This is a genomic window from Ascidiimonas meishanensis, assembly GCF_037782385.1.
Taxonomy (GTDB): Bacteria; Bacteroidota; Bacteroidia; order Flavobacteriales; family Flavobacteriaceae; genus Ascidiimonas; species Ascidiimonas meishanensis.
Genome location: NZ_JBBEXD010000003.1, coordinates 576,524 through 601,912 on the forward strand (window position 1 = coordinate 576,524; position 25,389 = coordinate 601,912).

Below are 25,389 nucleotides of genomic sequence, written 5' to 3' on the forward strand. Positions count from 1 at the left end.
GGTCAACTAACCAATAAGTAAAATAACGTGAGTTCGATCTAATTTCAGTTTTATATTTTTAATCTTAAAGAGGTTTTTGAATTATTAAAAACAAGTTATTAGCCAGAATATTTGCTGTAGTCAAAAGAGGCACACCATATGTTGATATTATGGCTTATGCAGCATAAAAGTGAAAATAAATTTGTTTTATCCATAGAATACGGGGCTTCGAAAATTCTTAACGAAAAACCTTGTTATACTGCGCAAAAAGACAATTTCGAACTCGATTTTAATTCTTATTTACGTTGAACTGACGTTGATTAATAAACAGAACTCGATTTTCTGTTAGGACTTAAAGAAATCAATTTATTTCTTTTTTAACTACCCAAAGCGACTTTTATAAAGAAAATGCCAACCTATAAGGCTGGTTGTTTCCAATTTTCTTTGAATTGTAGACCATTGCTCAATAATTTTATGCTTTGCGTGATAATTTGGTAGTTTTATCAGAATCTTTCTTGATACGCTCCTAAGGTATCCCAAACAGCGTAAAATTCGTCAACACCTTCCTTATTGTTTAAATCCGTATTAATAATTAGAATTCTTCCTATTTTCTTTTCAGCATCAAAAAACATAAATGAGGAGACCCCTGGGTCACCTCCTGTATGACCAATGTAGCCCTTGGCAGAAAAACCAATAAATATCCCAAAGTCATATTCATCATTATAAGGATTCTCTTCATCACGTTCCGTAAATTGATCAGGACTCATTTGCTTTTTAAATAGCTCGTGGTAACTTTCTTTTTTTAAAAGAGTTCCATTACCTGAATATCCTTTGATTAATTCAGTAAGATATAATCCTAAGTCATGACTTGATGTGATCAATCCACCATCAGGATAAGTGATAAGTGAGTATAGTGGAAATTCCTTTTCAGGAGTTGCATACAGCTTTGAATGCTGAGCAAGATCAAGATCTATGGCATCAAAAGACCAACCAGATGATTTCATTTTTAATGGTTGAAGTATATGCTTTGATGTAAATGTATGATAACTTTCTCCTGTAGCTCCTTCCAGTACAAGCGCAGCAAGGGTAGCACCAACATTAGAATATTCAAATAGAGCTCCTGGTTTCTTTTTTAGAAAACTTTCTTTGGTATACCATTTTCCATCTTCACTAAGTACATTTTTAAGAAAGTCCTCAATAGAGATTTTATTCTCTGGCGGATTAAAATTTTCTGAAACTTCTTTCAACAAACCAGAGGTACTATCTTGTTTTGTATTTAAGACATAAGATTTTTCATTGTAAACATTAGCGTCTTTTATGGAAGAAGTGTGTGTAGCTAATTGTTTGATGGTAATTTCTTCTAACGGATAATATGGATTTTTAACTTTAAAGGGAAGGTGTTTTTCAATAGGATCATCTAAGGATAGTTTACCCATTTCCTGCGCTTTTAAAAGAGCAATTCCAATAAGTGTTTTTGAAATGGACGCGATGTTTTGTACCGTATTTTTGGTATAGGCTATTTTGTTTTCAGTATCTGCATACCCTATTCCATTTTCATATAGCGTACTATCTTGAGTTACAATCGCCACCGAAAAACCATTGATAAATCCTTTTTTATGAATTTCCATCAATACTTCTGTTAATGAATCTTTTATGATCTTATCGTCATTTGCTGGTTCGATTATTTTTTTTGTCTGCTGATGGCAAGATGATAGCAGTAACATCAAAAAAATAGACAGGATAGATTTCTTCATTTAAAATAAGTTTTTGATGGATATTCAAATTTACAATTTATAGTGTTTTCTTTTTCTTAAACCAAAAATTAATCCTACTAAACCTATTATCATGCAGCCTAAAAACCAAAATCCTAAGTGATATTTGTCTACTAAAACTCTATAAAACACCGTAAAAAGGAATAGTAAGATTCCAGTAATTTCCCATACAACACGCTTTTCAAGTTTTTTTTCCAATGCTGCAGTTAAATTAAAGATAATTTTTAGCTCATCCCAATCCCAAAAAATCAATACTAAATTAGAAAATAGCATTAATCTGGTTAGTACAGGTGTGTAGGCAAAATAATACGATAAGGTAATAATAAAAATATTCAGAATTATTGGCAAATTAATCAATGCTCCTAATTTTGTAAATCGAGTTCCTTTAATCAAATGATACAAGAAAAAACAAACGCTTCACCAATTAAATATCTGATATAAATAACTATTATTTGAAGCCAAACTTTTTCTTTAAATTTATTCATAAAAAATTCAAAGTTGAAAATGGTTAATCCCCATTTAAGATTGATGGAACTATGGTCGGGTAAGCTATTCTTAAAAACTGATAACCAATACCTGTAATTCCGGTCATTACACCCATAGAGTAAATACTTTTAGAACCAATGTGCCAGCCTTTTTCATCAATTGATTCTATTAATAATCGTAAAATGGTATCTAATTTTTTTCGTATTTCCTTATCGTCGAAGTATAGATAGTATTCGTGTAATAACTCAAGATTTCCAAAATCACCAAAACTTAACGATTGATTTCCTCCAAAACCCTGTTTTACGGTAGTCTCAATTGCTATTTCTATCTCTTTCTTTAAGTTGGGAATAGACAAATTAGATTTTAGTAAAGATAATCTAGCAATCCCAATTCCTGGAGCTCCATGAGACCATGCAGTGCAACATATGGTTTCATTAGGATAACTTAAGGTAATAGCATCTCTGCAGTCTTGCCAATTATTCTGATCTTTAATATAAAGTCTTTTCTCATAGTTTAAAATACTCTGTAAAACCGTTATATGATTTTCATCTTTAGTAATAGTATATAGTTTTGAAAATGCCAATGCAAAACCTGAAGATCCGTGTGCAAGTCCGCTAAGAGGAACCTTACTTACTATCTTCCATGCAATAAAGTCAGATTTATAAATAGCTTTACTCAACAAATAGTCTCCTGCTTTTTTAGCAAAAAATGCTGCTTTATTTGATTTGCTGTGTTCATAATAGTTTGCGCAAGCTATTATGAAACCTGCATTCCCTTTTAAGATTGAATAATCTTTATCTTTCTGAATTAAGTCTTCAAAATTAATAGTATTGAAATATACTTCTATTTTTTTAAAATATATTTCTTTGCCCCATAAGAGACCTATTTTTGTATATAGATTTATAATACTTCCCCATCCCGCATATAAGCCTAAAACCTTAATAGAGTTTTGGGCTTCAGAAATTTTTTTATCTAAATAGCGCAATGCCCTTAATGCAATATTTTTATATTCTTCTTTTCTTGTAACTTCATGTAGGTAGGCAAAAAATAAGATTTCACCTGGCATACCTGTAAACAAATCGTAAGAGGCCTCGGCAATTCTATATTTTTTACCTTCCAAGTCAGTTGCTTTGAAAACAAGCCAATTACATATTTCTTCGTTGCAATTAATTGAGTCAATAATATAATCTGCTACTTTAATACTTTGTGCTAACAACTCTTCATTGTCTGGGATATTGAGATTTAAATTTGGATTTAATCGCTTATAATGTTTTGTATTCTGATTAGGAGATTTTGAAATTGAAAATGAAGCGTCAATAATCCACAATTGTCTTTTTAAATCTTGAATAGAAAGCGTATCTATTTTCTGAAAAACAGTATTTTCTCCAGTGTTTTCAAAAAAATTCTCTAAATATTGATCATCTTCATACCAAAGATGCTTTGAGTTTACCTTGGTGGTAAATAATGGTATTTCTCGTTTTAAAAGGCTTGCCTCCTCATGAGGTGTAAATATTTTGGCTAACTGATACGTCTTTATTCTTTCACGCAGTACTTGAAAATGTTTTTTTGCTTCTTCTTCACTCTCTAGAACATTAGGATGTGTACTTTCTTCTAAAAGGTGAACATAGGCTACTGTATTTCTAAATAAAACACGTACTTCATCATCAGCAAAATAGCTTAATTGGGATTTAATATATTCTTTATTATTATATAAGAATAAATATACCTTTTTGAACCCTTCTTTGAAATGCGGTAGGTGTTCACTACCAATAGGTGCTTTTTTACCATTTAATAGAGCAATATTTTTACCTCCTTTTAATATACCTTTATCTCTAACATATTCTAGGTTTCCATCATTAATTTGCAGAACCATGTTTGATAGGATGCTCTCTTTATTCTCAACATCGGTTAAACCACTTATATCAATTTCATCATCATCAGCTGAGATGGTACTTGGTAAAATACCTGTTCTAAGTACAGAGTTGCTAATAGCTTGATTGGTCTCTGTACCTAGCATAGGGAAATAAGGATGAAAAAAGGACTCAAGGTCAATTAATACTGGGTACTCCCCATGTGATATGATATTTTCATAATGAAAATCGGTAGCTTCTAATGCATATAAAATAGCTAAATAAGCTCCTTTTCTAAAATAATAGTTATTTATTTCTTTTTTAGTAGTACACGATGTATTCTCAATAAACTCAACCCATCCATAAGATTCATGGCGTATGGTTTTTGGAGTTTTGAATCCAATACCTAATTGCTCGTCTAGTTTTAGTAAAAATTCAGAAAAATGATAATCAATAGAGAGGTTTCGAGGCTTATAAATTAGTTTTTTATTTGATTCAAATTCGATAAGAGCAACTGTTTTACCTCCTCTATGTCTATCGCCTAAACCAAAGGTAATTCGTTCAATAAAACCTAGTTCATCACCCTCAAAAAATTCATTTCTAATAGAGTTGATATCCTTTTCAAGCCTAACTGCCAACGTCTGTGTTTGCATAAGCCATACTTGTGCCTCATTAACTAACCATTTTTCCAGAAGGGGATATTGTTCTAACAAATAATTCCTAATTTCTGGTTCTTTTAAATGATTGTTAAAGGACTCCAATTGCTCTAATTCTGTTTCCTCTGTAAAAACACCTTCCTTTTTTAATATTTTATAATTAGCGATTAATGTTTTAAGGGATAAAAAAAGAAGGTTTTCTAATAAATTATGAATAACTACTTTATGAGATTTTACAAAAAGGTCAGTAAAACATGTTTTTTGAGTAGCGTTTAATTTTTGGATTGTTTTGTTAATTAGAGGAAGGCAGAAGTTTAAAAGCCCGGTTTGAAAGTGATGTGTTTGAAAATCTATAAAAAGATGATCCTTCTTTTCAACGGTTTTTTTCATTTTAGCTTATTATAAAAAAACGACTTCAAGAAAGAAGTCGTTTTTTAGAGTTATTTCAAAACGAATTTCAGTTCTAAAACCAATCCTTAGGATTACATGATATGTATGGCCAAACTTCTCCACTTACGGTACATATATAACCCGCAGAATCAATAGCTTCTCTTCCTCCTTTAACAATCTCTTTGTCAACTTCTGGAGAACCTATTAAGTTTGTTATTTCTCCTCTGTTCTTTTGGCTTTTCCAAACTTTAATAATTTCATTTTTTTTCATAATAAAAATTTAAACTGATTTACCTACTCTTGCTTTGTTTATTTTAATTTTTGACTTTTCGGTTTACGACAAAAAATAATTACTTTAAATATAATGTAAATCTTACATAAAAACAAGGTTTATAACTTAGCAAAGGTAAATTAAAACTGTAATTAATTAAATTAGGGGTAAAGTAGTGCTAATTATATTTAGTGTACAATAAGTTCTGTTTTTATAGAATAATTACAGATGAAGTTATCATTTACATTCAAACCACATCTGTAAGAATCTTTTAAGACGAACTGTCATAAGTTTTTTTATGCTTCTTTTTAAACAAGCAAGTTGGAATTTTGTACAAATTGTATTTATACATAACCAAAACAAAATTCCTGATTTACAATATGATAAAAGGTATAACGTTTATTTAATTGTTGAAAAATTGCCTTGACCCCAAACAAATGAAAAATCACCAGTACATTTTATTTGTATTAACTTTCTTAATTCGTTATTGTAGGGATTCATACATACAAATTGACAATAGTATTATTTTTTTCAATTCTACTGCTGTTTTCACGGAAAAAACCAAATCAAAAAATATGATCCTATCAAATTAATTGTAATGAAACATTGCCGAAGTATGGTACGATGCAAGTGGAGGAAATAGAAACATAACAGTTGTTGTAAAAGATGCAAATAATCTTAATACATCTAAAATTGAAGGGTACTACCAACTGGATGGCACCGCTCATGCTGCAGGTTATTTGTCACCTATTCCTGCGGAATGGCAAACACAATTTAATTCAGAGTATTTAACAGCTTGGTCATCTGTGAATTCAATTATTTCGCGCTACAGTTACGGACCTTCTTTATTTACATTTAACCACAAAGACCTGTTATTAAATGCGGCAGAAAGTGCTGGAGCTATCAAAACAACACCATTTATGAATTTTAGTTTTGGAGATGAAAACTATATTACACCTCGATCTGACGATTCTGGGCAGGATCTCTGGAATTATTTATCCAAAGGTATCTATGGCTTTATTATTCTAGGCACAAAAACTTTCGCTGTTTTTGGTTCAACTGGTGGTATTACCAGTGGTATTGGTTATAAGACTACACAGGATAATGGAAATCTCCGCGGAGGATATTGTTCCTATCAGGCATCTGATAACTATAACTACTATTGGTTTTTTGACGTAGAGGAAATACTAAGTGCAGAAAATGTATATGATCCACGTCCGTATGCCTATGGTGAGTTTCTAATCTCTTTTGATGATTTCGGTGCTAATAGAATCATAGGAGGAACATTTGACCACAAATCAAATATGCTTTATTTGGCCTTAAAAAGTGCAGGTAGGGTTGGCCAGTATGATCGTCCACCCCTTATTGTAGGATACAGAGTTCCTTGATTCCAAAAATGTTATAATAATTAGTTGGTATTTTTTATACAAATCCAGCAACAAATTTACAGATAGTAAATCAAACGGAGTAGGAATTAGTTTTCAACGACATCCAAATCTAGCAAGGGTAGAGAAAATCATATTAAAATCCATTTTGAACCTTCAATAGCACAAAAGACATTATAACTTACTGAGTGATATGAAAAAACAAGACGAGTAGGGTTTAAAAGTTTTAATACCATTACCAGAACAATGTGCATACAGTATAAAAATATCTTTAACTACTATTTGGGGGAATAAAAAGATTTTTCTATCAATTTATGAGATCAGATGGACATACTGCAAATTCTTTTTTGAAGCATTTAGAAAAGTAAGAAGGATTAGAAAACCCGGCTTGAAAAGCAATTTCAGCAATCGTATTTTGTTGGCTGAGTAATAGTTCTTTGGCACGATGCAAACGTACCGAGCAGATTAATTTATTAGGAGACTTATTAGTAATAGCTTTAAGTTTACGCTGCAACTGCCGTTCGCTGACACCTATTTCCTTACAAAGCATTTCTACCCCAAAATGCTCATTGCTTAGATGATTATTGATGTTTTGAAGTACTTTTTTCAGAAAAGAATCATTTTGTGGAAGTTTATTTTTGTCAAAAGCATTGAATTGTATGTTCTCTTTAAATTTATCGGCAACAGTAAACAATAAAAGTGATTCACATGATTCAGTTTTAAAAATTGCATTATCTAGTGAAAAGCTAATGTCAGATCCTACTAATAGATTTTTTACAGTTTGAGTTAATACTATTTCATTAGGTGTGGGTCTGCCAAATATTAATTCGGCAAAGTCTTCTATTTCTTGGCTAATGCAACTCTTTACAAAACATTCTTTAATATGAACACCTAGAGATAACTCCGTATTTATATCTTTCATAGCATTTACCAAATCAATACTGCAATGAACCGCTTTACTTGGGCCTTCAAAAGTAGCGGTAAATGATTGTGTACTATATTTAACAATACTTCCTTTATATTGTGTTATATGTTGCGTAATAAGCTCTTGAAGTTTGAGGTTATTATTGTTTTCTTCTAAAGATGTTATGCATCCTACAAGAATAGTAAAGAGCTGTTTTTCATACACTGGTTTTGGCTTTACATTTAAAATAAAAGCCTTCATCTCCGCTAAGATTTCATCAGTGTTACCGGTCCAAAATAGATGATCACTACCTTCAAACTCAACGAATTTCGCATCTTGAATCCGTTCTGCAATAAAACGTCCTTCTTCAATTTTCACATCAATGTCATGGGTGCGCTGCAGTATTAAGGCAGGAACCTTTATAGATCCGAGGATATCAATAATGTCTACTTGTGTATTCATTTTTGTGAGTGTCATGGCGGCACTTGGACTAGCACCTGAACGAAAATAATTAGCCAACCAATCCATAAAAACACGATCATTCGCTTTAGATGGGGCGAGTGATTCAAGACCCATCTCTCCACTTCCCCAGCTATTTTCAATCATGTCATAAACAATCTGGCGCTCTTCATTGGTGGGTGCCCAGGGATAATCAGGAGCAAATATTCGCTTAGCAAAAATCCCAAAAGCAATGAGAGAAATAGTCCGGTTTGGGTACGTAGCGGCAAATAGGGCAGAGGCAGAGCCTCCTTCAGAATGCCCAAATAAAACTGCTTTTTGAGAACCTACTGCATCCATCACGGCTCTAATATCATCCATCCTTTCTTCTAAGGTAGAAAAACCCGTTGCAACACGATCAGAAAGCCCTGTCCCCCGTTTATCAAATAAAATAACTCTGGCTACTTTCCCTAATTCTTGCAAAAAATGGACTAACTCTGGACAAGACCACATCCAATCAATATTAGAAACCCATCCAGGAATGTAAACCATATCAATAGAACCTGAACCAAAAACTTGATATGCAATATTAATCTGACCACTTTTGGTATATTTAGTAATAGGTTTCATAAGTACTATTTTTGTAAATTAAAATGTTTATTGATTCCTAAAAAAGATAAAATTTCACTTATTTTATTTGATAAATAGTACCATTATTAATGGTATTATCTGACAAAACAAAAATAAAGGAGTCTGAAGTATATTGAATAAAACTGATGTATACGATATGTAGACTTAGAGAGGTGAATTGTTAAAAAAAGGGGTACAATGGGTAGACATGGTAAATTAAAGTATTGATAATCAGCTATTCTTAATTTAATTAAAGTCAAAAGTTTTAGGAATACTCTTATCCCTCTTCTAGATGTATCAAATAGGTGAGAATTTCTTGCTGAGGCTCTAATCCTAATTTTTTACGAAGGCGGTATCGTGCAGTTTTTACACTTTCCGGTGATATCCCAATAATACTGGCTGTTTCTTTAATATTTAGGTTTAAGCGAATCAAAGAGCAAATTTTTAGATCATTTGTGCTTAGATCTTTGTGTGCTGATTTTAACTTGGAGTAGAACCCTTGATGCGCATCTTCAAAGAATCTGCTGAAATCCTCCCAATCTCTATCAATACTTAAGTTTTTTTGTATTACTTTATGGATATCTGCAATCAATTTTTCTTTTTCAATAGTGGAAGATTTTTTTATCTCATGTATCATACTTTTTAGTTCTTGTACGATTTCATTCTTTTTTATAAAATTAAGCGCATAGGAGGTAAGTTCTTTATTCTTAAAATCTAATTGTCGTTTTAATTCTCGTTGCCTTAATTCTGAGTTTTCTAAATTTTTCTGACTCAGTGCATAAACAGATTCCAAAAGTTCTTGACTTTTGGTTGATAATTGTTTACTCTTTCTAGCACGCTGTTTTGTTACAACATAAATAATGTACCCAAATATGGATATAATAACCACTCCCAAAAATAAAATCATTTTGATAAGGTTATCTTTTTTTTCCTGTGCTTTAAGTGCTAACAGCTCTTTATCCTTTATCTCTAGCTGGTTCTCAAACTCTAAATAAGCAATTTGCTTAGATTTTTCTGAATTAAAAAGAGAATCTTTCAGGGTAATGTAGTTGTCATAAAATACAAAAGCCTCCTCTGGTATAGACTGCTGTTTTTTAAGTTCTTTCAACTCCTGGTATGCAAATAATTCATATTTTTTTAAATTATTTTCTTTGGCGAGCTCTAAACCTTTGTTTAATTTAATTTCAGCTTCATCAAGATTATTAGACAACCGTAAGATTTTGCCGTAAATAATAAGGTTATTGGTCAATCCATCAATATCACTCACCTTACTACCCAATTCTATTGACTTTTTAATATGATAGGAGGATTGCTCAATTTCATTTTCATGAAGATATAATATTCCCAGTCTGTTATGTGCTTCGGCTATTCCGTAAGTAAAGTTATTGGAGGTGTGCATTTGTAGTGCATCTGTTAGATATTGCAATGCCTCAGAATTCTTATGTTGCGCTATGAGAATAGTACCTATTTTGGTAAATGTAGTTGCTATTCTACCTTTTAATTCTAATGCAGTGAATTCATTGATTGCTTGCTCATAGTAATGAAGGGCTTTTTCATATTCTTTAAGATCTGCATATACCATACCTATGTTGAGTCTTGTATTGGCCAACCCTGTTTTATCCTTTATGGTTTTGTAAAGTTTGTGAGAGGTGTTTAAATATTCTAAAGCCTTGTTTTGATTGCCCTGTGCCCAATAAGCAACTCCTACAATACGATTTGCCTTTGCCAGACCTTTAGTATACTTTAAAGTTTCTGATAATTGTAATGCTTCTTTACCAAAAACAATAGACTCATTAGCATCTACAATCCAATATTCAAAACCAATGGTATTAAGTAAATCTACCTTTATTGTATTTTCTTCTTTAAGGGAACTCAATTGATGTAGCAGACTATCAATTTTTTGAGGATTCGCTAATAACTGTGAGAAATAGAGAGAAAAAAGAACTCCAAACACAATACAAATAGCTAATTTTCTTACATAAATATATCGTTTTACTTTGTACAGAGAAGCTTTAAAAAAAATCATGAATAATAGTGATTACAGCTAGAATAGGATTTAAATTCTTTCAAATCACTGTAAAATTACTCATCATTTTTTTAATCGAATCAATAACAAATGTTAAAACATGAGATATATGATCTTCTTTTGGGGTACGTTGCTACGTAATTTAGCAAAAGCTACGTGGTTTTTATGTAGCTAAAATTATAAAGAAATCCCAACTAAAACTCCAGCCCCAAATCCTGCAAGGCCAATAAGTATTTTTTCAAAAACTGTTTTTTTTCTTTGTTGCCTGTTTACCCTTTCAATAAGTTCAAGGCTATTAGTTGCTTTTTCAAGACTGTTTACGGTATAATCCAGTGCTTTTTGTGCATTCACCAAAGTTGTTTGGGTTTTTTGATAAACTATTTTATCTAGACTATCACTTTTAGTAAAATTGATAGTTAATCTCCGCTCTAAATCGATATTTCTACGGAGTGTTTGTGTATATTTTTCTATGATCTCCTTCGTCATCTTATCTTGGTCTAGCGTACTTTGATACACATTTTTGAATGCCAAAAAAGACTTCTTATTTACTAAGTATATATCTGGTGTTCTAAATATGTAAAGGCTGTCTTTTTTTACGGAAAGGGGTTCTCCAATACGATTGCTATAGGACTCTGGAATTTCAATTACTTTTAGAGAATCAACTTCTTGACAGAAAGTTTTAAAAACCGTTAATATAAAAAGAATGAATACTAGTTTTTGCATGATTATTTAATTTACCATAGGGGGAGCCCGAGATTTATTGATCCAAACCAAAGAGACCTTCTAATATAGAACGATCTTTGACTAATCTATTATTAATGAGTTGTATAGAATCTTTAATACGCTGTAAGTCTGTCCAATCTTTAGCATTTTTTCTTTTGAATGTTAATATCAAAGAGTCTCGTCTGTGAATAATTAGATCCTTTTGGGCTTTCATTTGTTTAAATTCTTTTTTAGAGCTTTCTAATTGGGACTTGGCTAGGATAGTGGCATCTTTTGAAATTCTCAGCTCTTCTTTCGCCTTGTTTAATTCTGATGTTACAATTTGCCAGTTTGTACTAGAATTAAAGATTAAATAACCAATGATGATTAAAAATAGTAAAGCGATAACCTGGAGAATAAGACTAATATGAGTGTTTTGCATTTAGTAATGGGATATTATATTGAAGGATGCTATAATTTAATCCTTAATTTTTTTAGTAAGTGTCTATAGTTGAGGTTCAGAAGAAATTCTTAGATAAAGAACTTATACTTTTGGATTCATGAGCAGTGTTTACTTCGCGATCCCAAAAATGGACTTAAAACCCACTTATTTTTTTTCAATTTTGATTGTATATTTTTCTTTGTACAAAATCACCAGATTACAAAAGGAAATGATAAATCCTGCTGAAAACAGATAGCAAAGGAATAAAAGCGCTATTAATTGTATTCTATTAGACATAATACTTTTTTTGGTCCACGCTTTTTCGGGATCACCCAAAACAATCATCATCTGTTCATTTCTATTAGGTAAAAACCCATGTGATTCTTTAAAAGCCTCGAATGGATCATTAGCTATCATTTCATCCCCAATAACAATATCTTTATCGAGATAAGGTAATGTTTTGGCTTCTCTAGCAAAATTATAGGTAGCGTAAACACCTATAAAGAGAAGGATAAATTCAATAGACAGACGCATCCAGGTTCCAATAACTTTATTTTTAAGCGAATACAAAATGAGAAACCCGGCAAGCGCTGTGGCTATAAACACCACAAATTTCATTAAAAAAGAAGTGTTTTCATCAGCAGAGTACCAAGCGGGTAAAGGGATAATAAAAGCACCTGCTACCGAGGCAATCCAAATACTAAGCAAAGTTATCTCTTTCCAAATGTCTTTTAATCTAGAAACAAGCATGTAAGTACTATTTAGGAGTTTTTAAAACTAATTTTTTCTCTTCTTCTGCACCACTATTCATGATAAGGTGCAATTCTGGTTCCCCTACACGATCTTCTTTTTCTAGCCAAAATAAATAGTAACCAGGAACGAAATCTTGGGTAGCACTATTGGTAGGTTTATTAAAGCGAAACCGCTTAATATCCAATGTTTTTTCGTAAGATAATTTTCCAAAAACAAAGAACCCCTCTTCTTTATTAGAATCCACAATCACTTTGATCTTAGTATTAGCATTTTTTTCAGTACTACTATTAATAGTTATTAATTTAGCATCAAAATCTTGATAGATAGCATCTAAAATGAATGTTTTATCGGGTATATTATTAAAGTTTTTGTCTACACGCTTTATTGTTTTTTGTGCTTCTTGTAATGTTGCGATATACTCTTTGGTAAGCGCATATTTTTTATTACAGTCTTTTAGTGTAGGAAATAATTCTTTACTCTTTTTTTCTAATCTATGAAACGTTTTTATAAGGTGATCATCCGTTGAGGCAGATATTTTTTCTTGCAAATTGGTGATAGCTTGTTGCGTACTTGATAAGGTTGCAGAAAGTTTATTATCTTTTGCAGTATAGCTTGCACAGCCATATATAAAACCTAAAATGTAAAATGTTAATGTAAACTTGGAGAAATACTTCATAGATGGTAATTTTTATTATTAGGTTTTAATGTGCACTTTAGGCTTAACAAAACTACACCCCAAGAGAGTTATTCTACTATAGCAAATCCGACAAATGAAAGTAATTTACCGACTTAATGAAAACTTAAGATTTCTATCTAAGTTCATCAATTATCTTCTCCCACTCAAAAGCTGGGCCTATATCCCATTTGCCAGACGATCTGTAATTTACGTGAGATACGATCCCATTAAAATTTACTAACTCCTCTTTTACTCCTGTTATGTACCGCCTGTCTTCTGGTAAAAATGCTCTTTGTATGTTATAGGTCACAGTTAGGTAACGAAGCAGTGTAAGTAGGCTATCGTATTGTAGTCTTGTAAACCTGGCATAGTATAATTCTCCTCGATAAGGTGACTCAAGTTTTGTATAAAATTGTTTTTCGTTTATATCACAATATACATCGGTATCACTATATACGGTCACTAATTTATTCCCTATCCTTTTTAAAAAACCAATATTAGAGATCTCAATACCAATGGTTTGTTTGCTACCTCGTGTATTACCTCCTATAGCGCCTGATCCTAGATGGTATGACCAATAGGCAGAAGACCATAAGTTGAGTATCTTACCGTTTCGCGCAATAATAAATGGTGTAGATACTTCTCTGGTAGGCTTAGACAAAGCCGCCACATCACCTTTTAAATAACCAGCAGTATAGTGTAATACAATTTGTGTTTTTGTGTGTTGCTCTTGATAATAAAATGAAGTATCCCCGTTTTTGGGTCTGCAATTTATATATGGCATCACTTGGTCAGTTCCTTTTATAGGAACTGTCATTTCTGTTAAGACAAATTCTTTTCCGTCTGAGTCTCTACCTGTTTCAAAAAAGGTCTTCTCGTGGTTAGGAATACTAGTTGCTTTCATACTTAATTGGGTTTATCTAAAATTTTCAAATTTACAGGCCTAACAGGCTTATAGACTACTACAAACCCGTCAAATCAAGGTGATTTTGCGACATCTTGTTTTAACGTGTATTTTTAAAATAATAAAAAAATTATCCTAATAGTTAGGGTATTTTCGTACCCTATTCACTCCAAGTATTGTTCGTTTCCGCAACAGTACACGTATAATTACACCGTTTTAATAGTTTCTGGAATCCATTTATACCTTTCTTCGGAATAATTAGGCATTATACTCATTCTGGAGGTTGGTTTTGCGCTGCACAGAGAAAGATTGACGGGTGAAAGTTAATTTTATACCCTCTAGATGTTTTCTTTTCGCAATACCTCTTATATAACCAAGGTTTTTTATACCTCTTCTCTCTTGAGTAGCTAGATTAGTTATCACGTTGTACGGCTCTTCGCATCTTAGCAGCAGCATGATGCTCAAAAAGTCTTGCAATGTCTATACCCGTTGCGCGCTCCGCACGACCTACTCCTGCCGTGGTGATCACATCTCTATTAGTCCCAGGAATTGCTGGATCAAAAACCTCTAAAGTACGTCTTAAAGCACCCGGGTCTCTTAGCCTGAGAAAATACGCCAAAATCTGATTTATAACCATATTAGGAACAGGAAGGTAATAACTCCTCAAACCAAGTCCAATTTGATTGATTACATCATCTAAGGTTACATTCCAATTGTTGACTGGTACATTAACTGCAAATTGTATGTTTAGTGAGACATACTTTAATGTCATTGCGATATTAGCTTGTACATTCCCGTTCCCATTTTGGTCAACGTTAGATTGTAGTTGGTTTATAATCAACAACCTGAAAGGACCTTTATCATGTAAGGTAATAGAATTTTGATTTTGATTGTCAAACGTTATATTATTTATATTAAAGTTATCAGCGTTTTGATGTATGGTGAGGCTAATATCTTGCATATCAAATCTATTACGTTTATTTTTAGGCCGATTTACCTGTCTACCGTTTTTGATCAATTTTCGCTTGTTTTGATCAAAGTTTAGTGCTCCAATAGTGGCGGTAGTTACAAATTCTCCTCTACCAGCTCGTGGCATTTCGTCTACGTGTAAATTCAAATCTCTGACATTTATAGTGCTTTCCTCTTGACTTTGCGTCTGTACTTGGTCTGCTTCTCCCGTGTAACCACCTCTTCCTGTTCTAGTACTTATAGAGCCACGTAAGATTTCTATCTCTAATGCTTGAATGGTAACTTCGGAATCGGCACCAAGCATGCTAATCATATATTCTGCTTGAGGAACTGCACGCCTCTCTGGTCTAATCCGCCTAGGTAACCAACTTAGAATCCATCTAAAAAGCTTATTTTTTAAAAAAGCTCCCAAATTGCGAATTTTGTTTACTAAGAATGCATTGATATCTAGATTATCAACGGCTACACGAAATAGCTTAGTACCAGCAGCAATATTGTTTCCGGTAATATTATCTATGTGAAGATTTACGGATTGAGCCATATCCCCGTCTAGCAATCTTCCTACGACCCCGAATCTCATATTTGTGAAATTCATATTACCATGTTGCATCTGTCGTATGGTAAGTCTAGCTTGATTTCCTTCACCGTCTACATTCACATCATTATCATTAAATGTGAAGCCTCCATTCCTCAACTTTGGTATCAATTTACGTAGACCGAATAATGGGGCTCGTTGAATTAATTGATTAGATTCTGACACTTTCTCTGACTCTGCTTTTTGATAAGGAGTATTCATATTAGATCCAGAACCTTGTCTACCAAAGACTTTTTTGTTGCTAGTGAGTTGGGTAGATGTATTAGTATCACTGGCCATACGATCTACTGTTTTTTCTCGGGTAGTATCAATGCGCCTTCCGTTAACAGTTTGATTACCTTTTGGGGTACCATTTAAGGTGTTGTCTATAGAATGAGCCACTTCATGTCTAATGGTATGGTCTGTGTCCATACCAGGAGCAAAGTGAATATTATTTCCTTGTATGGTAGCTGCTGCCTCTAATTTAGCAGGAAAAGAAGAATTATGTGTAGCGACAAGTTTGGAAGTATTCACCCCATATTTTTCACCCATATTTGCAGCTATTTGTTGAAAACGGGAAGAACCTTTTGAGGATTTTCTTTGTATTGGAAGCGTATTATCTACACATTGATCATTCATTGTTTGCTGCAACTTACGTTGGTAAACAGTTGAAGATCGGTTATCTACCAATTGTGCCGTACCTCCCTTACTAGGCTCACTAGTAACTGTTGGGGGAATTGAGCTTTGAGATTCTTGTGTTTTATCTGTTTGTGTTTTCATAACTCTAATTATATTTTGTTTGCCTAGGTAAACCAACTATACAGTAGCACTTTAGCCTAAGTTAATCGCACAGATGACAAACCTGCACAATCATGCATGCACGATCTGATTATCAATTACCTAGTTTCCATTCTAAACCTATTTTTTCGGGATTACAGCATGGGATTGTTATTCTGCACAGCTCGTAATATTTTTAAGGAATTCTCAGTTGAAATTACTTTAAGAATGGTTTCTCTATCTTCACTTCCTATATAATTTTTCCAGATGGCAATTAGTCTATTTTTATGTGTTTTTTGAATTAATTCATTTATGGTAATAACATGAAAATCAGTGTTTTCATGATCCTTTGCCAGTTCTACCATAAGATTTGCTAAAACTCTCCAATTATTTTCAAGAAAAACAAATACTTCATTTTTGTAGTCAGTACCTATATACATTAGTCTAGCCGCTATATTTTTTGAATTTGATCTTCGCTTTGTTACGTGAAGACTTTCTAAATAATCTATGATCTCTGCATCATCTATCGCATCCATAGGACGCAGATCTTGTATTCCTTTTACCTCAGAACCTTGTGTAGGAAAGAAACGTCCTCTTACAGCCTTTATACGAGCATTTTTTGCTCTTTCTCTTATCTTTATACCTTCTGGGTTTTCATTATCAAATACATCATCATATTTTTTATTAAAAGTTTCAGCCCACAATTTTATTTTATCTTTAATGGATCGGGATAATTTACTTCTATTGTTTGCTTTTACAGTTTGAATTATTTTAAGGTTTTCTAAGGTTAGTTTTTCATTATAAGGATTATCTCCTTCTAAAAAGCTAGATAACATTTGTATTCTATACCCATTCCATGCATCTATAACTGTTGTTTCATCCTCTTTAAAGTTAGACGCCTCACCGTCTTTTGGAACCGTAACTTTTTCTTCTGTTCTTAGCACTAATCCATGATCCATATTACTTCCATTACTTTGCCCCACCATCATTGCCCGGTATATATATTGATTTTCTGTATTCTGTACCAAGTGAGAAAACACAGCATCAGCAAATTCTCCACAATTACCCACAGCTAAATATTTTAATGCCTCCGCCGCAATAAAGATTCTTAACCTTTTAACTTTATTATCCGGATTCCCTTTAAATCTTTTATTAGCTGCATATTCCTGTTTGATGATATCTTCTAGTTCCTTATATTCTCCACGAAAACCAGGATAATTTAGATCCTGATTTACTCCTTCGTCCAAAAGTTTTTTAGATCCTACTTTTGCTGTGCTCTTACCTTGTGTAGCGATTACAGATTTACGTCTATTACCTCTTCTGACTCCGTTATTTCTGGTACTCATTATAGCAGCTCTCTCTCCTTTTTTCTGAATTATTCCAGATGTTTTTCTTTGTGTTAGCGTTCTGTTTTTCGCTGACTTTGGATTAGACAAAGTTGCCCTAGCACCCATCACATCTGCCTCTTTTTCCAAGCCGGCATCATCATTAATACTCACTTTACTTTTGAGCTGTTTGGTTGGTTTTACGCGCCCTTGCTTTTGTTGTACTACGTGCCAAGCCTCGTGAGGGAGGTGTTTTTCTTGACCTGAGGCCAAATGAATATCAGTTCCCTGTGCATAAGCATGCGCTTGTAGTTGAGCAGGCTTACTAGAGTTGTAGTGTACTTTTACATCATCCATACTGTAGCCAGAGAGGTTTTCTATACCAGACTTTAAGCTGTCTGGTAGACCGGTGTTGTTAGCCTTTCTTTGTATTGGATTTGCACTATTATTCTTAGAAACATGCATCGTTTCCTGAAGTTTTCGCTGATTCATAGTAGCCGCACGGTTATCAACTAGTTGTGCCGTACCTGCTTCACTAGGCTCATTAGAAATCTTCGGAGTAATGGAGTTTTGAAATTCCTGAGTTTGATCTGATAACGTTTTCATGTGCCTGATGTTTTTATATCAATTTAAAATAATCCCTTCTTTTTGCAATTCTTGATGGATGGCTAATTCCAGTTCTTTTTGAGAAATTATTTTTTGTTGGCTAATCACTGCCCGTAGGGTAGCTTTGCGAATCACATTGATCATCACGCCACCAGACAACTCATACTTTTCTGCGATATCCCATAGATCAATCTTTGGATCTAATGGCAGCTTGGTAGAAAAAGATTGTTCCCAAAGGGTATAGCGTTCTTCTACACCGGGCATGCTAAATGCTACCATGGATTGAAAACGACGTGTAAATGCTTCATCTATATTATCCTTAAGGTTGGATGCCAAAATCACCACTCCAGGAAAATCTTCGATGCGCTGCAACAAATACCCGATTTCCTGATTTCCGTACCTGTCATTGGCACTATTCATTTGGGTACGCTTTCCAAAAAGGGAGTCTGCCTCGTCAAAGAACAAAATCCAATCGCGTTTTGCTGCCTGATCAAATACTTTGCCTAAGTTTTTCTCGGTTTCTCCAATGTACTTAGAGACCACCATGCTAAGATCTATTTTATAGACTTGCTTGTTTGTACTTTTCCCTAGCAAAGCAGCGGTCATCGTTTTTCCGGTACCCGGAGGCCCGTAAAACAGGCTTTTATAACCGGGTTTTAGTATTTTACTTAGCCCAAGATCATCCATCAATACATGGCCTTGTGCTATCCAATCTCTGATCTCTTGTAGATATTCGGCGGTATTTCTACTCAACACAATATCTTCCCAGTCTAATTGTGTAGTGATCAATTGCGCAGGAAAATCAGGGCTATAAGTGGGATGGTAGGGTTTACCACTAATTAAAGATCCTATATGTTCATCTGCTACCATCCAGGTACTACTCAACCATGGTCCTGCTTTTTTCTGGCGTGTTCCCTTAATTACCTGCTCAGTAGCAAATACATGATCTTCCGCAAAGATATATTGATAGCTCAATCGCCTAGCCAGATCATCACCTGCCAATATAAACATGGCTGTTTCTGCTGTAGGAATTAATCCTAGATGTCCGTCTAAAAGCAATCCCCCAAACTCACTATATCTACGGTCATAATCTTTATTTTTGGTGAGAAGAATGTCTAGTACTTCTGGCTTGATATGAGGCACAAGTCCCAATATCAAAACTATCCGTTCTGGGGTGTTTAGATTTGTCTTTTGAATAAACGTCGCATAAGAGCCTTGCTTGCCTATTATATTTGGAGGAAGCAATTCATCAATTGATCTATAAGGGGTTTCTTGTCCAAAATATAGCTCCAGCCTTGTCTGAATAACTAAACTTAGCCATGACAGCTCATTGGTTAATACCTGAGCATTCTGTTGTACTTTTGTATGTATTTCTATCAATTCCATTCTACCAATATAATTTTATTCATCCACGGTAACTTTATGGTGTTTATACTCCAAGGCAATTTTTCTAAAGTAATATCATAGGTTTCTTTTTGCACCTGCAGCAGCCAATGCCCATCACGAGTGCGTAAAGAACCTTGTCTGCATAAATAAGAAGTACGAAACCCATCTAGTGAAAGGTTTTTCCAATGGGGACCCCGTTCTATAACAGCATGCAACAGACTCTCTGCCATTTCTTTTTCGGCTACTGAAAGAGAGATTAGAGGTATGGTATCTTCTAGGGATATACCACAGAGTACTTTGGTAAGGGGGAGCATCCCTTCAAAAAATTCTGTTTCTGATGTATCGCATAGGTACTGCAACGCACACACCGCTTTGTTTCTTGCTATTTCATTGCAAAACGCTTTATTCTCAATCACCTCCAGATTTTCAAAAAATCGTTGTAAAAACGGCCATAAGAGCACTAATCCCGCATTTTGCACGGATATAAATTCTGTTTCCTCAAAATTAGATTGCAACTGTTCTATTACATTAGGTTTGGAATCTGGTTGTAGCGGCTTTAACATGGCTTCTAATACCTGAAGTTGCCGCACAATTGGTTGCAGTTTAGTTTCAGTTACTGTTTCTGATTTATGGTGCTCTAGACGCAATGCTTCTAATAAGTTTTTTAATTCTTTGAGGATATGATCTGGTATCTGATAAAAAGAAGGATGGTGTACTACCCCAATCAAATGTTCAAAAAAGTGTTGCCATATGGTATCATTAGGATATTGTTTTTTATGATTTTCTACTAACGAGCGTATGGTAGGCAGATGCATGCTTCCCTTTTCTTTTTTTACTGCATCAACACCTAATTCTTGGCGTAATTGTTCCTTACAGCTGGCTATTAAATTTTTGTAATCAATAGCTTTAGGCACTTGATTAAATGCAACTTTCCAAAAGGTTTTTGCTATTTTTTCAGCTGTATATGCTGAGGCTTTGTGACTAGCCCGTTTAACCATATTATCCACCAACTCTTTTTGAACAACCGGTATCCCTTTAATAGAAATATCAGTCAATATCTGAAGGCATAAAAGGATTTGATTTTCTGTAAACGTATATAAAAAGCGATCCAGGTAGCTATGATTATAGGGTAGTTGACTTAAAAGTTTTGTAAACGTAGCATCTGGCGTTTTAATGAGTTGATCTAGCTGTTCCAACAAATAGGTCTTAGAGGTTTTACTAGACCACCAAGGAAGCCTCCCTGTTTTTAGGTAATAGGATACCACTTGTAAAGGTGTTTTTTCGGGTAACTCTGGTTTTTTTTCTATAGGTTCTTCATGCCTTGAATCTTCAATGGAAATTAATGCATCATTAAATTTCTCTGTAAAAATGTCCGCTATATCCTCCATCTTTACATTTCCAAGGTCAACAATTAATTGATCTATCTGATACCGTTTCTTTTCATCTCTGCCATAGCGATCACACAATAGTTTATCTATAATAGGCGTAAATTTTTCATTGTAGAGCTTCCCTAACGTTTGCTGTATGCCAAATGCATCTGCTTGTTTTGGGAGCTCTATCTCAATAATTTGCTTATTTATAATGTGTTTATGTGTTGCCATGTGTTGCTGTTACGGTCTATTGATTTCTTCTAAAAATCTGTGAAAAGCCTTGTCAAAAACTTGCATGGTTGACCTGTCTAACCATTCAATATATGCGGTGATGTGAGCAGGTGTTTCTGCTTGTATGGTATTCTCAACAAATTTTTTTAAAGCCTCATTTTGATACCGCTCCACCCAATTAGGAAGTACAAAAGTTAACTGAAGTGAATAGGGGTCTAACGGCATTGCGGTGGGCATCCATCGGCCATTAGTTTGTTCTTCTACAAAAGGTGTTGAGATTTCAAAACCTTTTTCGGTAACAGAGATCACCTCATGCTCACCATCATAATGTGCTGTTCCTGTAAGTTCAATATGATCTCCTTCTTGTAAATTATGTCCTCTTACAGTACAGAACGTATGTTTTTCCTTTGATTTAGAAGCTGAAAAGGAAACTACGGGTGCTGTTCTAATAAAATACCTCACATCTGGCGTACGTTGCCAAAAACCACCAAGAGTAGATTCCTGAAAAGAAACTTCTATATCAAAGGAATCTTCTGTTGCTGCCAGTATCTTATATATTCCATCGCAATGTTCGCTGCCATGAATGTGTATTTGCTCACCTTCTTTTAGGTGATGATTACTAGAAACACATCGTGTATGATTGGAATTTTCTATAGCTTCAAATTGGTTGATTTCGCTTGAACCGTACGTTACATTAAAAGAGTATGGATATTTAGAATGCGGGCGTAAAAGAATATGCTCCACCATATGAAAGCCTTCGGTTTCAGCGTCTCCCAGATTTCTGCGAGTATACTCTTCTATCCCTAATTTTCTTGCAATTCGCTTTTCAAGCCCAGAGATATTGTTGCTTTGCCAATATTCCTGTGTATAATCATACCCCTTGCCACGTCCTGCACTTACTAATGGATAGTCTTTAAGAAAATTGGACTTATCTGTAATGAGTTTTTTGTCTGTAGCATAAGGAACGCCAGAATCCTTCAATAACATCCCATAGCCTGTAAATCTCTCACTGAAACGAGCTAACAAATGATTAAGAAATTTGTTTTTACGCTTCAATCTTGCTACTGAATCTGATGTACTTTCTTTAAGATACTTTTCATAACTCTCTTTACTTTCTAAAACTTCTTCCAAGCCAGGAATACTATTCAATAGAGATTGACTAAAATAAGTACGAGTATCTTCATCATCAAAACTCATTAATTTTTTGAAATTGGCAACCTGAGAAAAATAATTTGCCAGTAACTGCTCAAAAAACACTAAATAGGAAGTTAACTGTTTTGATTGTGCTTTTCTTCTTTCTGGAGCAGATTCGGATACTTTTGATGCGCCAATACCATAATTTGCAGGAAATTGATTCTGAAGAGAATAATAGTTTTCTACACGCCTATCTTTGGTTTCTGGTATTATCACGTCCCGCTCTTGCAAAGATAACACCCGTGGCAAGCCTTGTATACTCTTTTGATTGTATAACTCCTTTACCCGCTCAGGATGTATAGTCACCTTAAGACCTTGTGATGTAAAGGAGACTTTCTTTAGTGTATCCTCAAAATTCAATACAGGAGTTTTGGTGGGGTCAAGCGGTAGTACCCAACTTTTAACGGTGTCAGACCCTGTAGCGATTAAAAAGTTATCTATGGTCAAGACCTCCGTTTCATCCATTATTTCTCGAATAATATCAGAAGCTTGAATTTCCTGTTTTCTCGTATGGCGTAGCAACTCATCTTCATCCATAAAACCATGAATAAGTTTTGGCCCCTCAAAGATTTCATCGGTTCTTTTTCCTTTTTTTAAGAGCTCTTGTAAGGTATAAAAAGGAATACGAGGCGAAAGGTGAGAAGCTACTCTATACAGTATATTGGCTACTAGTTGATTGATATCATCTACGGTATTGGCAATTTCTATAGTTCCTTGCAGGTTTATGGACTGCGTAGTTAAGATTTTAATCTCTTCAAAATCTTCGCACACCCCTCTACATGCTTGCAATCTGGACTTCACATGAGCTACTAGTTTGGCACCTGCTATTTCAACAGATTCATCTTTCTCTAGGAGCACATTATAAAGACCTTTGGGCACATTCTCCCTTTCATGATCCCCAATACGAGTAGTTCCCAAATTGTCTTGAGTTACTTTTTCAACCCAAGCATTTTTTACTCCAGTGACATCCATTACAATTTTACGTAGATCAAGCAAAGTGACTGGATTTACGGTTAATATGGTAGCAGGGCTATACAAATCAATGAATGAACTAGTAGTATCATTACCCAATAAATCTTTAATATCATAGTCAATACGATAAGCCAAATCTGTAATGGCGTAACACACTTGCTCTAAGATGGTAATCCCTGGGTCATGCGTATTGTGGTCTGTCCAAGAATCTCCACTCATTTGTTGTATGAGTTTAATGCCTTCTTCACGAAGAAAATCATAACTCAATGCTGAATCTGTTGGCAATGTTTTAGGTATAGTAATTGGCTTTGTCATGTTTTACTTTATTCTTTTCAGTTGAATCTATGCAATAATTACGTTAGGGCTTGAAGCAACATTCCTTCAAAACCCGATGAATAGTTATCAGAAACTCCTTTAGTTTGATGTATATGAACTTTGTCACCAACTTCCTGTGTTCCTGTCTCACCTCCTTCTGCTTGTATCGCCAAAGGGCTGCCCTCCTCTTTAACAATGCAATCTTCAGCCTGATTAATACTGGCATCCATAAAATCTGCAAATTGTTTTTCTGTAGGTTTATCATTTGCCTTGAAATACGCTTTGAGTTCTGTTCGGTTTTTTTGAAGGAGATCCATATTTTTTCTTTCTGTTTTCTAGATTAAAGCTTCATGATATAAGCTAAAACATAGTAAGGAGGTCTGTTTTCGTGTGACTTGTTACCTCCTGTTTTGTTTGTTACGAAAGAATGGGTATGAACACCTGCGAATGCTGTATTTCTAGTGAGTGAGCCATAATAATCATTGGAGCTTCCTGTTCCGGTTCCATCTCCTTTTTTTGTCGCACCTGTAAAACTGTGTCTATGATTACCCGAGTCATTAGTAGTTCCCGTGTGATGGTGTGAAGGGAGTTGCTCTGTGGTTAGGGTTACTTTTTCTAACCCTCCTGTTTTTTTTATTTCATTGTAGTCCTTATTTTTCTTATCAAGTCCTACAATAAATCTTCCGGATAAATTTGGAGTTCTATTAGTTCCATCACATAAAGCCCATCCTTTGGGAATATCTATTCCAGACCACAGAGAGATCAATCCTTTAGGAAGCCGAGTATCTATATAGGTTTTTACAGCTTTTTGTGAGGGTACTTTTTCATCGCTTGCTGCTTCATTGCCCAAATCTTGATTGGCTGCAACAGCCTTTATGTTTTTTGAGGTAAAGTCTCCGTCAACATTTAATGATCCCTTTATAGAGACGCCTTCTTTTTGAGTGACTTCAAGAATTTTGGTGTGCTGACGAGTGGTATCAATTACCGAAAATAAAGAGGAATCGTTATTACCCCGTACAGTTAGTTTAGATTCTGGATCTATGGTACCCACACCTACACTGCCGTCTCCTGATTTAATAAACAACCGGCTCTCTCCTGTGGCATCCTTAATGTTCAACCCAGATTGATTGCTATTTGGATCCTCTGATTTTATCCTCGGGTTAAGATTAAATGACCAGTTTGGGCTTTTATTTCCAAAACTTGTGTATAAATCTAAAATTTCCTGCGTCCCTACATCTCCTCCTTCAGCTTGTATTGCCAAAGGGCTGCCTTGTTCTTTGATAATGCTATCTTCGGCCTGATTGATACCCGCATCTATAAAATCTGCAAATTCTTTTTCTGTAGGTTTATCATTAACCTTGAAATACGCTTTGAGTTCTGTTCTATTTTTTTTGTTGATTTCCATA

General features: G+C 34.2%; 19 protein-coding genes. 1 reads left to right on the plus strand and 18 read right to left on the minus strand.

All coding sequences use genetic code 11. The annotated features are described in order from the left end of the window. Nucleotides 1-482 precede the first annotated feature (482 nt). From WBG07_RS07430 to WBG07_RS07445, 4 genes are all read right to left on the minus strand, one after another. Entirely contained in the window at nucleotides 483-1,733 is a 1,251-nt protein-coding gene (locus WBG07_RS07430; protein WP_340199996.1) for a serine hydrolase domain-containing protein, read from the minus strand. A 30-nt stretch (nucleotides 1,734-1,763) separates the two neighbouring features. Further along, entirely contained in the window at nucleotides 1,764-2,024 is a 261-nt protein-coding gene (locus WBG07_RS07435) for a hypothetical protein (protein ID WP_340199998.1), read from the minus strand. Between the two features lie 235 nt (nucleotides 2,025-2,259). Next, nucleotides 2,260-5,133, minus strand: a complete 2,874-nt coding sequence (locus WBG07_RS07440; protein ID WP_340200000.1) for a type 2 lanthipeptide synthetase LanM family protein — start codon at nucleotides 5,131-5,133, stop codon at nucleotides 2,260-2,262. 73 nt (nucleotides 5,134-5,206) lie between these two features. Further along, on the minus strand, nucleotides 5,207-5,404 hold the full coding sequence (locus tag WBG07_RS07445; protein WP_340200002.1) for a hypothetical protein: 198 nt from the start codon (nucleotides 5,402-5,404) through the stop codon (nucleotides 5,207-5,209). A gap of 806 nt (nucleotides 5,405-6,210) precedes the next feature. Here WBG07_RS07445 and WBG07_RS07450 point away from each other — a divergent pair. After that, a complete protein-coding gene (locus WBG07_RS07450) occupies nucleotides 6,211-6,792 on the plus strand; it encodes a hypothetical protein (RefSeq protein ID WP_340200004.1) in 582 nt (193 codons plus the stop codon). Nucleotides 6,793-7,096: 304 nt separating this feature from the next. Here WBG07_RS07450 and WBG07_RS07455 read toward each other — a convergent pair whose 3' ends face one another. From WBG07_RS07455 to WBG07_RS07520, 14 genes are all read right to left on the minus strand, one after another. Continuing rightward, nucleotides 7,097-8,761, minus strand: a complete 1,665-nt coding sequence (locus WBG07_RS07455) for an alpha/beta fold hydrolase (protein WP_340200006.1) — start codon at nucleotides 8,759-8,761, stop codon at nucleotides 7,097-7,099. A gap of 277 nt (nucleotides 8,762-9,038) precedes the next feature. Next, nucleotides 9,039-10,787 (minus strand): tetratricopeptide repeat protein, encoded by a 1,749-nt coding sequence (locus WBG07_RS07460; RefSeq protein WP_340200008.1) that lies wholly within the window; start codon nucleotides 10,785-10,787, stop codon nucleotides 9,039-9,041. A gap of 177 nt (nucleotides 10,788-10,964) precedes the next feature. Beyond that, nucleotides 10,965-11,510 carry a hypothetical protein gene (locus WBG07_RS07465; RefSeq protein ID WP_340200009.1) on the minus strand — a complete coding sequence of 182 codons (546 nt, stop codon included), beginning with the start codon at nucleotides 11,508-11,510 and terminating at the stop codon, nucleotides 10,965-10,967. A 34-nt stretch (nucleotides 11,511-11,544) separates the two neighbouring features. Further along, complete coding sequence (locus WBG07_RS07470; protein ID WP_340200010.1) at nucleotides 11,545-11,931, minus strand: hypothetical protein; 387 nt, start codon at nucleotides 11,929-11,931, stop codon at nucleotides 11,545-11,547. 165 nt (nucleotides 11,932-12,096) lie between these two features. Continuing rightward, complete coding sequence (locus tag WBG07_RS07475; RefSeq protein WP_340200012.1) at nucleotides 12,097-12,681, minus strand: hypothetical protein; 585 nt, start codon at nucleotides 12,679-12,681, stop codon at nucleotides 12,097-12,099. Nucleotides 12,682-12,688: 7 nt separating this feature from the next. Continuing rightward, on the minus strand, nucleotides 12,689-13,360 hold the full coding sequence (locus tag WBG07_RS07480) for a hypothetical protein (RefSeq protein ID WP_340200013.1): 672 nt from the start codon (nucleotides 13,358-13,360) through the stop codon (nucleotides 12,689-12,691). Between the two features lie 133 nt (nucleotides 13,361-13,493). Then, complete coding sequence (locus WBG07_RS07485; RefSeq protein WP_340200014.1) at nucleotides 13,494-14,264, minus strand: N-acetylmuramoyl-L-alanine amidase; 771 nt, start codon at nucleotides 14,262-14,264, stop codon at nucleotides 13,494-13,496. Between the two features lie 412 nt (nucleotides 14,265-14,676). Next, nucleotides 14,677-16,587 carry a hypothetical protein gene (locus WBG07_RS07490; protein ID WP_340200016.1) on the minus strand — a complete coding sequence of 637 codons (1,911 nt, stop codon included), beginning with the start codon at nucleotides 16,585-16,587 and terminating at the stop codon, nucleotides 14,677-14,679. Nucleotides 16,588-16,739: 152 nt separating this feature from the next. Then, complete coding sequence (locus tag WBG07_RS07495) at nucleotides 16,740-18,515, minus strand: eCIS core domain-containing protein (protein ID WP_340200018.1); 1,776 nt, start codon at nucleotides 18,513-18,515, stop codon at nucleotides 16,740-16,742. Nucleotides 18,516-18,533: 18 nt separating this feature from the next. Then, nucleotides 18,534-19,901: an ATP-binding protein gene (locus WBG07_RS07500; RefSeq protein WP_340200019.1), complete on the minus strand. Its 1,368-nt coding sequence runs from the start codon at nucleotides 19,899-19,901 to the stop codon at nucleotides 18,534-18,536. After that, nucleotides 19,892-21,502, minus strand: a complete 1,611-nt coding sequence (locus WBG07_RS07505) for a contractile injection system tape measure protein (protein ID WP_340200021.1) — start codon at nucleotides 21,500-21,502, stop codon at nucleotides 19,892-19,894. The genes WBG07_RS07500 and WBG07_RS07505 overlap by 10 nt, the downstream gene beginning before the upstream one ends. Before the next feature lie 9 nt (nucleotides 21,503-21,511). After that, the gene (locus tag WBG07_RS07510) at nucleotides 21,512-23,983 is read right to left on the minus strand and encodes a hypothetical protein (RefSeq protein ID WP_340200023.1); all 2,472 of its coding nucleotides are present in this window, start codon (nucleotides 23,981-23,983) and stop codon (nucleotides 21,512-21,514) included. Between the two features lie 38 nt (nucleotides 23,984-24,021). Then, nucleotides 24,022-24,300, minus strand: coding sequence for a hypothetical protein (locus WBG07_RS07515; RefSeq protein WP_340200024.1), 279 nt, complete (start codon nucleotides 24,298-24,300; stop codon nucleotides 24,022-24,024). Nucleotides 24,301-24,323: 23 nt separating this feature from the next. Continuing rightward, a complete protein-coding gene (locus WBG07_RS07520; RefSeq protein ID WP_340200026.1) occupies nucleotides 24,324-25,388 on the minus strand; it encodes a phage baseplate protein in 1,065 nt (354 codons plus the stop codon). Nucleotide 25,389 lies beyond the last annotated feature (1 nt).

What these genes read in the sequence shown, in the direction of transcription:
- WBG07_RS07430 (WP_340199996.1), bottom strand. Translation starts at nt 1,733, where the DNA reads ATGAAGAAATCTATCCTGTCTATTTTTTTGATGTTACTGCTATCATCT.
- WBG07_RS07440 (WP_340200000.1), bottom strand. Translation starts at nt 5,133, where the DNA reads ATGAAAAAAACCGTTGAAAAGAAGGATCATCTTTTTATAGATTTTCAA.
- WBG07_RS07470 (WP_340200010.1), bottom strand. Translation starts at nt 11,931, where the DNA reads ATGCAAAACACTCATATTAGTCTTATTCTCCAGGTTATCGCTTTACTA.
- WBG07_RS07475 (WP_340200012.1), bottom strand. Translation starts at nt 12,681, where the DNA reads ATGCTTGTTTCTAGATTAAAAGACATTTGGAAAGAGATAACTTTGCTT.
- WBG07_RS07455 (WP_340200006.1), bottom strand. Translation starts at nt 8,761, where the DNA reads ATGAAACCTATTACTAAATATACCAAAAGTGGTCAGATTAATATTGCA.
- WBG07_RS07495 (WP_340200018.1), bottom strand. Translation starts at nt 18,515, where the DNA reads ATGAAAACGTTATCAGATCAAACTCAGGAATTTCAAAACTCCATTACT.
- WBG07_RS07445 (WP_340200002.1), bottom strand. Translation starts at nt 5,404, where the DNA reads ATGAAAAAAAATGAAATTATTAAAGTTTGGAAAAGCCAAAAGAACAGA.
- WBG07_RS07490 (WP_340200016.1), bottom strand. Translation starts at nt 16,587, where the DNA reads ATGAAAACACAAACAGATAAAACACAAGAATCTCAAAGCTCAATTCCC.
- WBG07_RS07505 (WP_340200021.1), bottom strand. Translation starts at nt 21,502, where the DNA reads ATGGCAACACATAAACACATTATAAATAAGCAAATTATTGAGATAGAG.
- WBG07_RS07435 (WP_340199998.1), bottom strand. Translation starts at nt 2,024, where the DNA reads ATGCTATTTTCTAATTTAGTATTGATTTTTTGGGATTGGGATGAGCTA.
- WBG07_RS07515 (WP_340200024.1), bottom strand. Translation starts at nt 24,300, where the DNA reads ATGGATCTCCTTCAAAAAAACCGAACAGAACTCAAAGCGTATTTCAAG.
- WBG07_RS07465 (WP_340200009.1), bottom strand. Translation starts at nt 11,510, where the DNA reads ATGCAAAAACTAGTATTCATTCTTTTTATATTAACGGTTTTTAAAACT.
- WBG07_RS07480 (WP_340200013.1), bottom strand. Translation starts at nt 13,360, where the DNA reads ATGAAGTATTTCTCCAAGTTTACATTAACATTTTACATTTTAGGTTTT.
- WBG07_RS07500 (WP_340200019.1), bottom strand. Translation starts at nt 19,901, where the DNA reads ATGGAATTGATAGAAATACATACAAAAGTACAACAGAATGCTCAGGTA.
- WBG07_RS07520 (WP_340200026.1), bottom strand. Translation starts at nt 25,388, where the DNA reads ATGGAAATCAACAAAAAAAATAGAACAGAACTCAAAGCGTATTTCAAG.
- WBG07_RS07460 (WP_340200008.1), bottom strand. Translation starts at nt 10,787, where the DNA reads ATGATTTTTTTTAAAGCTTCTCTGTACAAAGTAAAACGATATATTTAT.
- WBG07_RS07510 (WP_340200023.1), bottom strand. Translation starts at nt 23,983, where the DNA reads ATGACAAAGCCAATTACTATACCTAAAACATTGCCAACAGATTCAGCA.
- WBG07_RS07485 (WP_340200014.1), bottom strand. Translation starts at nt 14,264, where the DNA reads ATGAAAGCAACTAGTATTCCTAACCACGAGAAGACCTTTTTTGAAACA.